Origin of the sequence: Oscillibacter valericigenes, assembly GCF_016902445.1 — a bacterium.
Taxonomy (GTDB): Bacteria; Bacillota; Clostridia; order Oscillospirales; family Oscillospiraceae; genus Oscillibacter; species Oscillibacter avistercoris.
On record NZ_JACSNX010000011.1, the window covers coordinates 22,329 to 37,535 of the forward strand.

Sequence of the window (15,207 nt, forward strand, 5' to 3'; positions counted from 1 at the left end):
CTTTCATAGTCAAATCGATTTCGTCCTCGTGGTCATCCGCTTTGTGACCGAGGGCGATTTTTTTTCTGCCGCTCCTTCTGCCGGAGCTTGCGGTCAGTGTGCTGATGTGTGGTGGTGGAATCTCTCACGGGAACAGCAACCTGACCACCTTCCAGAGTGCGGCAAAGCCGGACCAGATCGTCTGCAAGACCACCATGCCAACCATGGTCGCCAGCAGGATCAGGGCCAGCCAGATCGAGACCGACAGCGCGGCCCGGAGACTGGGCGGCGAGATAGAGAGCTCTCTCTTCTTCCCAGCCTGTTTCAACTCCGCCCGCATTTGGGCCACATCCCACGCCAGGGCCTCCGTCTGCTCCTGGGTGGGGCGCTGCCCCACCTGCTGGGACAACGCCCGTAACAGGGCCTCCTGTGCCGCAGCGCTGGCCTCCAGACCGTCCAGCCGATCCAGCAGTTCTTCCCAGTCCGCCTCTCGCAGCAGCACCATCGGCGAGGGAGATACCTTGCTGGGCTGATTCAGCCGTTTCCATTCCTCTGTAGATAATCTCCGCTCGGACTCGGAACTCACGTTCCATGACCTCCTTCGTGTACTTCAGTTCGTGGAGCCGGTCATCCCGGCACTTCATCCCCTGGGGCGTGGTGTAGGTGATATTCTTCCGGCTGGCAGTCCATCGAACCTGATAGCCCTCGCTCTCCATCAAGGAAATGAATTCTTCCTTGCTGGCGGCGAACTGCATACACTGGTCGATGGTGTTCATGAGCCGGAACTTCCAGCTCTCGCCCTTGGCGGCGGAGCGATACTCCCGGGCACCCATGCCCTGGGACTGTTTTTTCTTCTGCTGCGGCAGGACAGAGAATCCATGCTCTCGACACAGCTCATCCGACAGCTGCCGCAGGCTGCGAAGGGTATTCGGCCCCTGCCGGAGCATCTTGCCGCTCTCCCAGCATACCGCGTTGACGATGAAGTGGGAGTGGATGTGCTCGGCGTCCAAGTGGGTGGCGATTAGCACCTCGCTGTCTGGCCAAGCTTTGGCGGCGAACTCTTTAGTCAGTTGCTGGGCCTGCTCCCCAATGATCACCTCATCCGGAGAAAAGGACTGGACGTAGTGGTAAAACCACACGGGACTCTCCTTGTGGTACATATCCCGCGTGGCCTGGAACTCCTGGCTGACCAGTGGGGGCGTGCAGTTCTGCCCGCTGATCAACTGGCTGCCGTTTTCATCCAGTGTTTTCTCATCCTGAGACACATATTGCGCTACGCCACGGAGGGCACTGGCAGACTGTTTCTGGTATTTGATGAAGGTGACCGTGGCCATCAGCGCTTCTCCTGCTCCGCCAGATCCCGGAGCTGACAGTAGATCTGTCCCAGGGCCTCCATCGTCTCACCCAAGTACACGTCCTGGATCTTCCCCATGTTGGACAATACCACCAGCTGGTTCAGGTTGCGGCCGATGCCTTTCAGCTCATGGGTGAACTCCTTCAGCCCGCCGATTACCACCACCCTGTGACGCAGGGCGGCGGTGCGGACATAGGCTCCCGTGGACATTTGGGCTGTATCCGCCTTAGACTGGATGGCTTCATACTGCTCCGGTGTCAGTCGAAGGGTGATCCGCTTTTCTTTTTTTTGTTTCATGTATACCTCCGTAAAGTGGGTCCGGGCTTCCGCCCGGAAATCGCCGGTTTTCCGGCGGCGCCAAGACCGACAAAGTCGGACAGGCGCTCTGCTTGCCCTCCCGAATGGGAGGTTTTCCCTTGTCGGAGCCGTGCGCACCGCATCCAGCAAATCATTCAACAGAGTCGATGGTGACGATCTTTTCGGCAGCGAGATCATCGACACCATCGACACTTTTCAGGCAGATGAGCCTGCCCCCGTTGCTCCTGCGGAACGATACGACGATCCCGCTGTTCCTTAAAACCTCAACGTTTTTCCGAATTTGGTGGGAGAGACTGTTGGGCGTCAGTCCTTCGATGCCGGCAGGGTCGATCTTTTCCAGCAGCACCTTGGCAGGGACGCAGATCTCCGGCTGCGCCCGCAGCAATGCGGAGAGGAGAACAACGATCCGGTCATTGAACGGTCCCGCCTGCTCGCAGTTGTCACCGAGCAGATTCCAAACATGGTTCTCAACATTGAATTCCAGAGACAGTTCTCGGTAGGCGATATCCCGGCCCGTGCAGTAGAGGGTGGCAGAGTTCTCACCACGCTTGCTCTTGCGGAGCACAAAGTTGGAGTCTGTGGCGCCGCTCAGACCCGTGGTGCCGGAGATCATGTTCATGGGATCGTCGTCATTCAGCTTTCGCAGGTGGTGGATCAGCAGGATGGCAATGCGGTGACGGTCCGCCAGCGCTTTGAGAACGCCGATATCCCGGTAGTCGCTGGCGTAGGGATTGGTCTCATTACCGACCGTGCGGATGCGCTGGAGGGTGTCGATGACTACCAGACCAGTGACCGGATGCTCTTTGAGGAACTGTTCAATCTGTTCCACCAGTCCACTGTGGAGTTGCTCTGCCATCACGGCGAAGTGTAGCGACGGGGGTGCGTCCTCGGTGAGATCGAAGAGGCGGCTTTGGATGCGCTGGAAGCTGTCCTCCAAGCAGAGGTAGAGAACTTCGCAGGGTTTTGTGGCGAAATTCCAGAGGGGTTTGCCCTGTGCGGTACAGAGGCACAACCATAGGGCCAGCCAGGACTTGCCGATCTTCGGCGCCCCCGCCAGCAGATGGAGTCCCTGGGGCAGCAGATCCTCCACGACGAACGAGAGCGGTTCGTAGGGAATGCTCTGCAAGGTATCTGCGTCAATGGTATTCAGTTTTTTGATTGGCATGAGAACCTCCTGATGTATTTTGAATTGCAGAGAAAAAATGTCTTGCGCTTCGGCAGGCTCTCTGTTAGACTGAACACAGATGGGAACTGCGTTTTCCGAAACGCGGCGCGCCGCCAGGCTGTTGCAGCAGTTTGGCGGTTTTCCTTTTCCTGCGATGGATGAGCGGTCACCACCTCCTGATGGTTTGAGTGTCCACACACCGGAGTCCTCTCTGCTCCATTGGTACGCTCGTCCGCTGTGACAGAACCAGCGGAGTCCTGGCGATACTTCTCCTGGAACGTTCGATTTCCAGCGGTGGGATTCGGTTGTCAAGGTAGATGAGGTTGCATACCTGATGGAGTAATGATATACTAATCGGGTATAATGCTAGTATAACAGAGCCGCAAACCATTGCAAGACCTTGGAACAAAGTTTAGCGTCTCTGAAAGTAAGTCGGGTAAAATTTGAAAAGTGTATCGGGTACAGAGGGGCGTGGCAGAGAATGTACTATATGAATCATGATGCCGTAGACTATTTTCGCGTGGACTTTACGCCGGAGGACAGCATCGTGGATGGAAAGCACTATCCGCTGGGTACCTTTGCGGCGGAGATGCTAGATCGGGGGTGGGAGGCGGTCGCAGACATCCGCTGGCCTCTGAAACGGTTTCAGGAGGAGTTCCAGGTATTTCTGGCGTCCAGAAATCCATCCAGCAGTGGGATGGCCCTCCAGGCGATGCGGGAGTTGTGGCGGGTGCTGGGGAAGCTGCCGCTCTATAACAAACTGCTGCCAGGGGATCATCAGATGGAGGCATTGCTCCTGTATTTGCGGGAGCACCCGGATCTGACGGATGATATGCTGACACCGGGGACGCCCCGCAACGAGGCGTACACCCGGTGGATGGAAAAGCTGGAGAGCCTAGAGGACGAGCTACAGGCCTTTGTAAAAAACGCAACGTGGATGCTGGAGGAGTTCTTTCAGAACCTGCCCTCCAGGAAGCGGCAGGACTATCTCCAGGCCTACGCCAGCTATCGTTGGATCATGGAGGAGGCCATGCAGCAACGGAAGGACACGGAGGACGAAGGGGAAGTGTGGGAAGATGCCACCGTGGATCTGGACACAGTCTCCTTTGATTACCCAGTGAACATCTCCCTGGTTCCCATCATGGAGACAAGAACCCACCGTCTGACGCTGGCGGAGCAGATGACCTTTGAGAGCCTCGCCAGCTTTTTGTACGTGGATCTATACAAGGGCATGGGTGCGGGGAACCTGCCCCGGCGGTGCGCCCACTGTGGTCGGTGGTTTCTGGCAGAGGGCGGATACGACACCCTCTATTGCAATCGGGTGGTGCCGGGTGCGAAGGGGAAGACCTGCCGGCAAGTCGGAGCCCATGAGCGTGAAAAGGAGAAACGGAGAACTGAGACAGCGGCCCGGGAGTACAGCCGGATATATAACCGTCTGAAGGCCCGGAAGCGGCGGGGGCGGATTACCACGGACGCGTGGAACCGGCAGGTGGCCCGGGCCCAGGAATTGAAGGACGCATTCACCGCCCGCCAGATCACCCGGGAGGAGTACGTGCAGAAACTGGATGCACTGTGAGAAAACAGGAAGCCTGTCCCGGATGGGACAGGCTTCCGCTGCTGTTAGACCGTTGGGCTTATCAGAGACAATAGGGAGTAGCCGAGGAGCAGACTATCCTTCAGTTTAGCTTCCTAGAACTGCTGATCCTACGGAAAATAACGTTCTCTGACGGTGGGATAATGGCTTTAAAGGCAGTGCTGATGTAGCCGTTCCAATGTTGCCATCAGGAGTGATTTGCGCGGGCAGTGTGGAACGTACTAACTGATAAGAAAGAAATTCTAATAAATCCTTCATGTTTGCTATACAACTAAATAGATGCGGGCACTGAACAATCGCTACAGAATCTGCATTCCTGTATCGACCAAATGGGAAAACTGATTTTTTATTCCAATAAAGGATAACAGGAACTCCGCATGGGCGGGGAACATCCTATAAGATCAAGTCAGTACACATAAGTGCTGTTCAAGACGGTAAAATAAAAACAATTACCGAAAAGGAGGAACTCCATGGAACAGCAAGTGATCACATCAGAACAGATTATAGCTTATAACGCCTGGCTTCTCAATGAGGAAAAAGGCCCCGGTACCGTTGAAAAGTATCAGCGGGATGTTGGGGCACTCGCAGCCTGGCTGAATGGCGAGGCGGTGACAAAGGAACGGATCTCAGCATGGAAGGATTCCCTGCTGGAAAGGGGCTTAGCTCCGGTCACGGTCAACTCCATGCTGGCGGCTGTCAATAGCTTCCTCCGATTTACTGGCTGGGAGAACTGCCGGGTTAAATTCCTGAAGATCCAGCACCGCATGTTCCGGGACGAGTGTCGGGAACTGACCCGGTCTGAGTACGAGCGCCTGATTGCCGCTGCCTACGCCCAGGGCCGGGAGCGGCTGGCTTTGCTGATGGAGACTATCTGTGCTACAGGAATCCGTGTCAGCGAGGTGCGTTACCTCACTGTGGAGGCAGTGGGACATGGAAAGGCGGAAATCTCCCTAAAGGGGAAGATCCGCACAGTCCTCATTCCTGGCAAGCTGTGCCGCAAGCTGCTGAAGAAAACAAAACCGTTTCCGGTGAGATCTTTCTCACCAGAAACGGGACCGGTCTCTCCCGCCGGCAGATCTGGGCGGAGATGAAGACTCTGTGTGCAAAGGCGGGAGTGGAAACCAGCAAGGTCTTTCCCCACAACCTGCGGCACCTGTTCGCAACCACCTTCTACCGGGTATGCCGGGATATCGCCCGGCTGGCAGATGTTCTGGGACACAGCTCCATTGAGACCACCAGAATCTACTTGGTCACCTCCGGGGAAGAGCACGCCAGGATCCTGGATCGTCTGCAGTTGGTCTCTTAACAACAAAATCATCACTTTGAATAGAAAGAGCCTATGGACAGAGAGATGCTCTCTGCATTTTGGACGCAAAATAATCCGCACATATTTTGCGGGCTGAAAATAGGCGCAAAAACAGAAGCCGGTCAAATTCCAGCTTATTCCGGCTTATTTTTGCTGCAAAAATTCTTTGGCGCTCTTGAAAAATAAAGGAATCTGTGATAAATTAAACAAATAAACAATATGTAGTTCATTTGTTTTTTGCAGCATTCTATATCAAAATGATGATTTTGTCATGAGGTGAGAGCGGGATGAAAGCCTTTAAGAGCACACCGACCAAGGCTGCTACCGCTCTGGATCAGCCGGCCCGTATTACTACGGAATCAGTCCGTGCCTATCTGGCGGACCTGTCGGCCCGGGGGCGAAGTGTTGCCACGGTGCGGGGCTACGCTTCCAGACTGCGGACCCTGTGGGAGGACCTGCCTCCGGACAAGCTGGTCCGGAGGGAGACGCTGGTCGACTGGCAGAATAAGCTGCTTGACCGGGGGTACTCCCCTGGGAGCGTCAACATCCATCTCTCCGCCGCCAACGGCCTGCTGGAGTACATGGGGCGGCGGGACCTGCAGCTGGTGGGACAGCTGGATGCGGTGCCCGAGATCCAGCCAGAGCTGACACGGACGGAGTATCTGCGGCTGCTGCAGACAGCCCGGACCTTGGAGAGGGAGCGGATCTACCTAATGGTAAAGGTATTCGCTCTGACCGGCATTCGGGTGGGAGAGCTGCCCCTGTTGACAGCGGAGGCCGTAGAGACGGGGTGGCTGTCGGTCAGCGGGGAGCAGAGACCGATTCCTGGTTGCCTGCGGCGGGAGCTGCTGGATTATATTGCCAGAAATGGCATCCGGTCCGGCCCGGTGTTTGTATCTCGGAACGGACGCTCTCTGCAGCGGACCCAGGTGACGGCGGAGATCCAATCCCTGAGTCGGGACGCACGGGTGGAGGCAGCCAAGTGTACCCCCCGGGGCTTGCAGCGGCTCTACCGGGCTACTCAAGCGGAAATCGAGAATGACATCCGCCTGCTGACGGCACGATCTTATGAGCAGATGCTGAACACCGAGCAGCTAGCCGTGGGCTGGGAGAACACGTGATCCCGCCTGTATGCGGGAACTGGAGCCTGCCGAGACGGCAAATAATCAGCTCCCCAGCGTGAATCAGCAGAACCACAGAATATCTCACATTTTGCAGGAGAAGCCATGAGCGGGAAGTTGAAAAGAAAGCACGGCGATTTGCGCAGCCGGGAAAAGGAAAGGCAGGCGTCCGGTGAGTCACGGTATATCGCTGTGACGCTATTTCTTGCATTCTTCATATTTACATTTATCGGCGCGGGAAATTTTATCATTGTCTCTCTTGTCGGCCTGTTTTTGTGTGCCATAGGGCTTGTGCAGTCTTCTGTGCGGGTGGACCTGTGGATCCTGGTCCCGCTGATTCTCTATAACGGGATCAGCCTGCTTTCCGGATACCGCACCTACGGCAACACGCTGGATGGATATGCCTCCACGCAGTCGGTTTTTCCGGTGATCTACCTTCTGATGTCATATCTTGGCAGTCAGGAGCGGAGACTTCTCAAAAGTCTATGCGCCGTATGGGTCGGTGTGATGGCCACCATCGGTATCGGGCAGTTCGTGATGGCGGCATTCTCCGGGTCGGCGACCAGATTGTCCGGCCTGATGGGAAATCCCAACGCCATGGGCGCGATGCTGGCGCTTGGGTGGTTTGCCCTGCAGAGCTGCCTGCGGGAAGAGAATGGGCCCGCGCTGGAGCGGTTCCTGCGGGGCCTGGAATTCATTACACTGACAGCCCTGGCGCTGACGCTTTCCCTTGGGGCATTTGGGGCGCTGGGCATCGGCGTCCTTGTGATGCATTTCTATGGAAAAGAATGCTTTTCCTCCCTGCTGTGTCGATTGGCGGAAATGATCTTCGCCGGCGGCTGCGGGATCCTTCTCTACATTGCTGGAAACGCTACGAACTGGCCATGGCTTTGCCTGATCCTGTGCGGCTATATCCTGATCGGAGCATGGTATCGGGGCCAGTTTGAGCGGGAACTGTCCGACGGGAAATGGGCAAAGCTCCTGATCTGCCTGACCGGAGCTTTGGGTGCGGGCGTGGTGGCCTTTTTAAGGCCAAACGCTGCGGCGACATTTGCGGAACGGCTGGCCATGATCCGGAACGGGCTGGGATATCTGGGGGTGGATCCCCTGCTGGGCGTTGGGCCCTATCAGTGGCGGAGACTGAACCTGCAGGATGCGGATACGTACTTCAACACTTGGCACATTCACAATGTGTTTGTCCATGTGGGGGTGGAACTGGGGCTGATCGCCATGGCCATGCTGGCCATCGCCGTGGTCCGCCATTTCCGCAAGCGGGAGGATCCGGCCCAGCGGGGCGCGTTTTCTGCCGCCCTCGTCCACAACCTGATGGATACCAGCTTTTTCTATATGGCGACCGTGCCGTTTTTGATCATGACCGCCGGAGACGACGAAGGGAAAAAACGCCGTCTGAGCGGAGCCGCCGTGAAGTGCATGTTCAGTGTCTTCGCTGTGCTGTTTGCCTGGAACATGGTCCAGATCTTCTGGTAAGGAGGTGATGGCACGATTTGAGCACAAAAGCACAATCGAAAAAAGCGCGCCCGCGTCCGCATGGCATGGCGGCGCTACTGGCGGCCTTCTGCGTTCTGGCCGCCGTTACCCTGGCCGGGGCCTATCAGGCGCAGCAGGCGCTTCCCCCCTATGTGGGGAAGGACCTGACAGAGGAGGAGGCGGCGGAGGTCATCGCCAGAAACAGCCCCCTCACCTCGTATGTCCGTCTGTCCCCTAATGCCGACTTTCCCAGAGAGGAGAAGATCACCAAGATCACGATCCACCACATGGGAGGGGATCTCGCGCTGGACGCGCTGGGCGCCTCCTTCGGCAGACGGGACCGGGAGGCCTCCGCCAACTACGGGATCGACAGTGACGGGAATGTCGGCCTCTATGTGGAAGAGGCAAATCGTTCGTGGGCAAGCTCCAGCCCTGAAAACGATCATGCGGCAGTCACCATCGAGGTGGCCAACGAGGAAACAGGCGGCAACTGGCGGGTCAGCGACCGCGCCTACGAGGCGCTCATCGCCCTGTGTACGGACATCTGCCGGCGCAACGGCATGGAAGAACTGGTCTATACGGGGGATGCCAATGGAAGCCTGACCATCCACAAGATGTTCGCGGACACAGCGTGTCCCGGGCCCTATCTGGAGAGCAGAATGGAGGAGATCGCAGAAACAGTCAGCAAAAATCTGAAGGGCTATTAAAGCCGACTTATCTAAGAGCGCGGCTGGTGCCGCGCGGTTGAAGGAGATGGAAACGATTATGGAAGCAGTGAAAAGAAATGTCTGCCGAGGCGTCATATTTCTGATGGCCTGCCTGACATGCGTTGTGGTGTTCGGGGGCGGCCTGATCGCAGAGGCTGCCGCTCTTGCACCCTATGCCACCTATACCACCTACGCATGTGATCTTGGCATCAACGTCACAAAGACGCTGATCGGGCGGGAGTTCCGAGAAGGAGATGAATTTACCTTTAAGATTGAGCCGCAGAACGAGGAGAACGAGGAGTACAATAAGGTAAGTAGTGAGACTGTAACTATTAGGGCGATGAATAATGGAGAGGGCCTAATTCCAACTGGAAACACGGCCGAAGCCGACGATAGGGCAATATTTATTAAATTCACATGGCCAGGGGAGTATGTCTATTGCATTTCCGAAGTCGAGCCGGACAAGGGCGCCCTGCCAGGCATCATCTATGATCAGACGAAGTACAAAGTGACGGTTACTGTGGGTGTGAAGGAAGACCCCGTCGTTGACCCTTCTGACCCTGTCGAGAACAATATCACCCTGGCAGACGGCGGAGAAGAGAACGGGCTTTCTGGTGATGGGGACAACCAGAGCGGCGGGGACGACGCTCAAAGCAAAGAAAGCGTCCAAAAAGAGCTTGAAGTCACGAACGTCAAAGTCGAGAAGTATTCGAGCAGTGATGGTGAATGGCCAGTCGTATATGATGGACCACCTCTTAAGGACAAGCAATATTGCGCCTTTACCAATATATACGGCACCAGCGTCGGCCTGACCGGCACCAAAACATTGTCTGGCCGCGACTTTCAGAGCGGCGATACATTTACTTTCACCATCACGAGAGAAGATGGTGCCCCCGCCCCGGTGGATGATAAAGGAAAGTCTCTGACAGAAGTGACGATCCAGCCGACGTCTGGAGAAAAGTCTGCAGAAATCGACTTTGGCACGATCTACTTTACGCCCGAGGTTCTGGGTGGGGGCGAAGAAAAAACCTTCACCTACATGATCACCGAGAAGCAGGGCGAAATCGACGGGATGACCTATGATACGGCCCAGCGTACGGTTTTGATCGAAGTGAAGCGCCAGGATGACGGAAGCGTGACGGCAGAGGTGGTGGAATCGGAGTCTTCTGCGCTTTCGTGGACCAATACCTGGGATGATCCTGACGACCCCGGTGAGCCGGGCGGTGACCCGGGCGATGGTCCGGGTGATGATCCCAGTCCCAGCTACACCAGCCTGACAGTGAACAAAGAGTGGATCCTGGACGACGGCGGCGAGGCGCCGGTGTCCGTGACAGTGGAACTGCTGCGGAACAACAGAGTCTATAAGGAAGTCACGTTAGACGAGGACAATGATTGGTCGCATACATGGACACGCTTGGATGGTCGCTTCAACTGGAAGGTGCAGGAGGCCGATGTGCCGGACGGGTTCACCGCCGAGGTCTCCCACCGTGGGACCATCTGGACCATCACCAACGACGATATCCCGGAGGATCCCGAGACGCCCCCAGAGGAACCGGACGAGCCGGACGAACCGGATACCCCGGAGGATCCGGTTACTCCCGATGAGCCGGACGTGCCCGACACGCCGGACACCCCTGATGAGCCAAATACACCCAACGAACCGACACTGCCCCAGACCGGGCAGAACTGGCGGCTGGTCTGGATTCTGGCCATAACTGGAGCCGTTCTGGTGCTGGTCGGAATTCTGGGGAAAAAGGGATACCACGGCAAGCATGAGGCGTAAAATTTTGATCGGCGGAGGGCTGCTGCTTCTGGCAGCAGCCCTTCTTCTCGCCGGGGGAAATTTTCTGGAGGCGGATCGGGCTGCCCTGGCCTCGGAACAGGTACTTCAGCAGATGGAGCCTCCTGCGCCGGCCGAGGCAGATCCGCCGGAGGAACCGGAAGAGGTAGTCCCTGCCTATGTGCTGAATCCAGACATGGAGATGCCGGAGACGGAAGTGGATGGACATCGCTACATCGGCGTGCTGGAGATCCCGGCGCTGGAGCTGGAGCTGCCGATAATGAGCCAGTGGAGCTACCCAAATTTGAAAATAGCGCCTTGCCGATATCAGGGGTCTGCCTATCAGAACGACCTGATCCTGCTGGCCCACAACTACAGCCGGCACTTCGGACAAATCCACACGCTGGAACCGGGGGACACCGTATGCTTTACCGACGCGGATGGAACCCGGTTCATGTATGAGGTCTCTCTGGTGGAACAGCTGGAGCGGACCGCCATTGAAGAGATGGAGAGCGGCGACTGGGATCTGACCTTGTTTACCTGCACGGTGGGCGGTGCCGCCCGGGTGACTGTCCGCTGCCAGCAGACGGATGACAATGCGGCAAGCAGGTAAGAGGCGGCTCCTGCTGTGTGCTGCGTTTTCACAAATCAAATGCTTGTCTTTCCGGAAAAGACGCACTGGCGGCGTTCTTGTCCTAGTCAAACGCATGGCTATAGATGTCCAGAGGATAGACGCTCAACCGCCGGCCAACACAAGGTTTTTCGGTGTTTGTCGGGTATATGTCTACTTTTAGGAATAGAAACCTCGAAAAAATATCTCTGGTGTCTACTTTTGAAAAACCATACTCAGCAAAAATGTGGCTCATGTCCACTTTTGAAAATGAAATCTCAAAAATAATATTTTTCGTGTCTTCTTTTCTTGACTGGTACAACTGGTACAACTGGTGCAAATTGTCCATTGATTAAGCTGCCAATCGTCGGATAAAATATTAGCCAAGTATCGGAAAAATATTTTGCCAATCGTCGGAATTTTCTTGCGCTTTCCATTGTAAAGGGTATAATAGAAACAGAGAATAACCTGGGAGGTGCAGTGAATTGAAGCAGTACCGTAAACGGATTGCAGACGAGATCCTCCAACGGAAATTGGAAGGGAAAGGTGCGGTTCTGATTGAAGGCCCCAAATGGTGCGGAAAGACCACCACCGCGGAGCAGATCGCATCCAGCGTCCTCTATATGGATGACCCGGAAAAGCGGGAACAGAATATTCAGATGGCGGAATTGAACCCCAAGCGGCTGCTGAGAGGGGATACGCCGCGCCTGATTGACGAATGGCAGCTTGCTCCCAAACTGTGGGATGCTGTCCGCTTTGAGGTAGATCACCGGGGAGAGCTGGGGCAGTTTGTGCTGACGGGGTCGGCCGTTCCACCTGATACAAAGGACATGACCCATTCCGGCACCGGACGTTTCACATGGCTGACGATGCGTCCCATGAGCCTTTACGAATCCGGAGACTCTACGGGGGAGGTCAGTCTGGGAAATCTCTTCACTGCGCCTCAGGAAATCGATGGGGAGTCTCATATTGACTTGGACCGACTGGCGTTTCTGGTGTGTCGGGGAGGCTGGCCTCAGGCTGTAGATCTGCGGGACGAGATTGCACTGGACCAGGCAATGGATTACTATGATGCAGTTGTCCATTCCGACATCAACCGTGCGGACAATGTTCAAAAAAATCCAGAACGGGTGAAACGACTGATGCGTTCCTATGCCAGGAGCCAGGGAGGGCAGGTTCCCAATACGGTCATTGCCGAGGACATCTCCGTTAACGAAGATGGAAAAATCAATGAGGAGACAGTAGCGTCCTATATCAATGCGCTCAAAAAAATATTTGTGATTGAGGATATGCCTGCATGGAATCCAAATCTTCGCTCCAAGACGGCGATTCGGACATCAGATACCCGCTACTATGTTGATCCGTCGATTGCAGCAGCGGCCTTGGGTATTGGTCCGCAGGATCTGATCGGAGATTTGAACACATTTGGATTCCTATTTGAAACGCTTTGTATCAGAGACCTTCGTGTTTTTGCAGATGCCCTGAATGGTCAGGTTTACCATTTCCGGGATAAAGATGGCCTGGAGTGCGATGCAGTAATCCACTTGAGAAATGGAAGCTACGGACTGGTGGAAATCAAGCTGGGAGGAGAGCGGGCGATCGAGGCCGGAGCGGCAAGCCTGCAAGCCCTGGGCGGAAAGATTGACACAGCAAAGATGAAGTCCCCAGCCTTTCTGATGGTTTTAACTGGAACCGGAGACTTTGCGTATCGCCGGGCGGATGGTGTCTATGTCGTGCCGATTGGATGTTTGAAAGATTGATCTGAGTCTGTAGATACGAAAGATGCTGACTGCTATTTGACGACTATTTGCAAAAGGCCCGGAGCTGTTGCACTGCAATGGCTCCGGGCTTTTTCTATAAATGTGCTGAAAACTGTGCAACTCCACCGAAACCCTTGCGCTCCAACGGGCTCCCCTTTGACGGCCTGATAACTCCGACTCTAAAGGTCGCTGGTTCGAATCCAGTCGGGCGTACCAGCTCGTCGCAAGCGGCATATCGCTTGCGACGAGTTTTTTCATTTCCTTGCAAAACGCATCGCGCGCCCATTGAAGCTGCCCCCCGCTTCCAACTGCGCCCCGCCCCGCTGGGCTCACAGTTGGTGGGCCGCCCTGCGGGCGGCGTTTCTCGGAAACGGGAAGAGATCGATTTTAACCGCCCCTTCCAAAGACCGCCGAAAGCTATGCGCTTTCGGCGGTCTTGGCCCTGGATCGTTTTACTTTCGCTGGCCAGATCCCACCAGCGCCGGCCTTGAAGGCGGCAGTCACACTGCTGCGGATGCGGAGAGCCTTTTGGCACTGCTGACCACCACGTCGGCATCCGGAGACAGAAGCGGACAGAACGATGCCTGGAAACCTTTCACAATAGGCGCAGGGCCGGCATCTCTCAAGATTGCCGGCCCTGCCGTTCGAAAAAACTTATTTTACAGACATTTCCTTCTCGGCGGCCTTCTCCTCGGGAGTGCGGAGCAGGCCGAACTGGATGGTGACACAGGTGGCGATGATGAGAGCAAACATGTAGAAGGAATAGGGTAGAACATCCAGCGGGGTGCAGCCGGCCAATTCCGTGATGATCAGGATGCCGCCGTCGTGAGGCATCAGGGCCAGGAACGCGCAGGCGAAGATGTCCACCAGGCTGGCCAGGCGCTTGGGCGCGATGCCGAACTTGCCTCCGATCTCCTTGGCGATGGGGCAGGTGACGATGATGGCGATGGTGTTGTTCACCAGGGCACCGGACAGGATGCCGGAGAGCAGGCCGATGCCATATTCGGCGCTGCGGCGGCTGTGGATCTTGGCGGTGATGGCATTCACCATCCACTCCACACCGCCGTAGTAGCGGACCAGGCCGATGATGCCGGAGATCAGGATGGCCACGATGCTGATGCTGAACATGTCACTCATCCCGGTGCCGATGGCCTGGATCCATTCAAAGAAGCCGACGGTACCCTGGGCAATGCCGATGACGCCGGTCATCAGGATGCCAATGAACAGGACCAGGGCGACGTTGATGCCCATCAGGGCGGAAACCAGGACCACGATGTAGGGCAGGACCTGGATAACACTGTAGGCGCCGGCTTCAATGGTACCGGAACCCTGACCGCCCAAAACGGTGTAGAGGACCAGCGCGACGATGGCGGCGGGCAGAGCGATGAAGAAGTTCATGCGGAACTTGTCTTTCATCTCAGAACCGCAGCCCTGTGCGGCGGAAATGGTGGTATCGGAGATCATAGACAGGTTGTCGCCGAAATAGGAGCCGCCGATGACGGCCGCACCCACAATGGCGGGGTTCAGGCCGGCGCCGGTCGCCACGCCTATGGCCACGGGAGCCATGGCGGCGATGGTGCCCATGGAGGTGCCGATGGCGGTGGAGATGAAGCAGCACATCAGGAACACGCCGGGGATCAGCAGGGTCACAGGGATGAAGTGCAGAGCCAGATTGATCACAGAGTCCTTACCGCCCATGGAGGCGGCAGCGCCCTGGAAGCCGCCGGCCATCAGATAGATCAGGACGATCATCATGACGCCGGAGTTGCCCATGCTCTGACAGAAGACGTCCAGCTTTTCGGTGACGGACACCTTGGGAGCCAGCATCAGTGCTGCGGCAATGCCGGCCAGAAGGGCCACATGGCGGGGGAACATGCCGAAGGGATTTTCAACGCCCATCAGGGTGAAGGTGATGCCGCAGCCGACGTACAGTGCCAGGAATACGATCAGGGGGAGGAATGCGGATGCGCCGAGTCTTTTCTGGTTTTCCATAATCTTTCTCCTCTCAGTTTCCTCTACGATCTA

14 protein-coding genes are annotated in these 15,207 nt (G+C 56.3%); 10 read left to right on the forward strand and 4 right to left on the reverse strand.

Translation table 11 applies throughout. The features are described from left to right. Positions 1-32: 32 nt before the first annotated feature. The 3 genes from H9X91_RS08490 to H9X91_RS08500 form a co-directional block, all read right to left on the reverse strand. On the reverse strand, positions 33-1,313 hold the full coding sequence (locus H9X91_RS08490; protein ID WP_204804300.1) for a relaxase/mobilization nuclease domain-containing protein: 1,281 nt from the start codon (positions 1,311-1,313) through the stop codon (positions 33-35). Then, positions 1,313-1,630: a plasmid mobilization protein gene (locus tag H9X91_RS08495; RefSeq protein WP_204804302.1), complete on the reverse strand. Its 318-nt coding sequence runs from the start codon at positions 1,628-1,630 to the stop codon at positions 1,313-1,315. The genes H9X91_RS08490 and H9X91_RS08495 overlap by 1 nt, the downstream gene beginning before the upstream one ends. Positions 1,631-1,781: 151 nt before the next feature. Continuing rightward, positions 1,782-2,816, reverse strand: a complete 1,035-nt coding sequence (locus H9X91_RS08500) for an AAA family ATPase (protein WP_204804305.1) — start codon at positions 2,814-2,816, stop codon at positions 1,782-1,784. Positions 2,817-3,306: 490 nt separating this feature from the next. Between H9X91_RS08500 and H9X91_RS08505 the strand changes: the two genes are divergently transcribed. The 10 genes from H9X91_RS08505 (at position 3,307) to H9X91_RS08545 (ending at position 13,182) form a co-directional block, all read left to right on the forward strand. Further along, positions 3,307-4,392 (forward strand): DUF6076 domain-containing protein, encoded by a 1,086-nt coding sequence (locus tag H9X91_RS08505; protein WP_204804307.1) that lies wholly within the window; start codon positions 3,307-3,309, stop codon positions 4,390-4,392. 488 nt (positions 4,393-4,880) lie between these two features. Continuing rightward, entirely contained in the window at positions 4,881-5,501 is a 621-nt protein-coding gene (locus tag H9X91_RS08510) for a tyrosine-type recombinase/integrase (RefSeq protein ID WP_338111963.1), read from the forward strand. Then, the gene (locus tag H9X91_RS14715; protein ID WP_338111964.1) at positions 5,402-5,716 is read left to right on the forward strand and encodes a tyrosine-type recombinase/integrase; all 315 of its coding nucleotides are present in this window, start codon (positions 5,402-5,404) and stop codon (positions 5,714-5,716) included. Before H9X91_RS08510 ends, H9X91_RS14715 begins: the two co-directional genes overlap by 100 nt. Before the next feature lie 33 nt (positions 5,717-5,749). Then, entirely contained in the window at positions 5,750-5,902 is a 153-nt protein-coding gene (locus H9X91_RS08515) for a hypothetical protein (protein ID WP_204804309.1), read from the forward strand. A 101-nt stretch (positions 5,903-6,003) separates the two neighbouring features. After that, positions 6,004-6,837: a tyrosine-type recombinase/integrase gene (locus tag H9X91_RS08520; RefSeq protein ID WP_204804311.1), complete on the forward strand. Its 834-nt coding sequence runs from the start codon at positions 6,004-6,006 to the stop codon at positions 6,835-6,837. Between the two features lie 105 nt (positions 6,838-6,942). Beyond that, complete coding sequence (locus tag H9X91_RS08525) at positions 6,943-8,325, forward strand: O-antigen ligase family protein (protein WP_204804313.1); 1,383 nt, start codon at positions 6,943-6,945, stop codon at positions 8,323-8,325. Between the two features lie 17 nt (positions 8,326-8,342). Further along, positions 8,343-9,032, forward strand: a complete 690-nt coding sequence (locus H9X91_RS08530; protein ID WP_243414495.1) for a peptidoglycan recognition protein family protein — start codon at positions 8,343-8,345, stop codon at positions 9,030-9,032. A 58-nt stretch (positions 9,033-9,090) separates the two neighbouring features. Further along, complete coding sequence (locus H9X91_RS08535; protein WP_204804315.1) at positions 9,091-10,815, forward strand: Spy0128 family protein; 1,725 nt, start codon at positions 9,091-9,093, stop codon at positions 10,813-10,815. A 4-nt stretch (positions 10,816-10,819) separates the two neighbouring features. Then, on the forward strand, positions 10,820-11,425 hold the full coding sequence (locus tag H9X91_RS08540) for a sortase (protein ID WP_243414496.1): 606 nt from the start codon (positions 10,820-10,822) through the stop codon (positions 11,423-11,425). A 482-nt stretch (positions 11,426-11,907) separates the two neighbouring features. Next, positions 11,908-13,182 carry an ATP-binding protein gene (locus H9X91_RS08545; RefSeq protein WP_204804319.1) on the forward strand — a complete coding sequence of 425 codons (1,275 nt, stop codon included), beginning with the start codon at positions 11,908-11,910 and terminating at the stop codon, positions 13,180-13,182. 654 nt (positions 13,183-13,836) lie between these two features. On the opposite strand, the gene H9X91_RS08550 is transcribed toward H9X91_RS08545, so the two are convergent. Next, entirely contained in the window at positions 13,837-15,174 is a 1,338-nt protein-coding gene (locus H9X91_RS08550) for a Na+/H+ antiporter NhaC family protein (RefSeq protein ID WP_204804321.1), read from the reverse strand. Positions 15,175-15,207 lie beyond the last annotated feature (33 nt).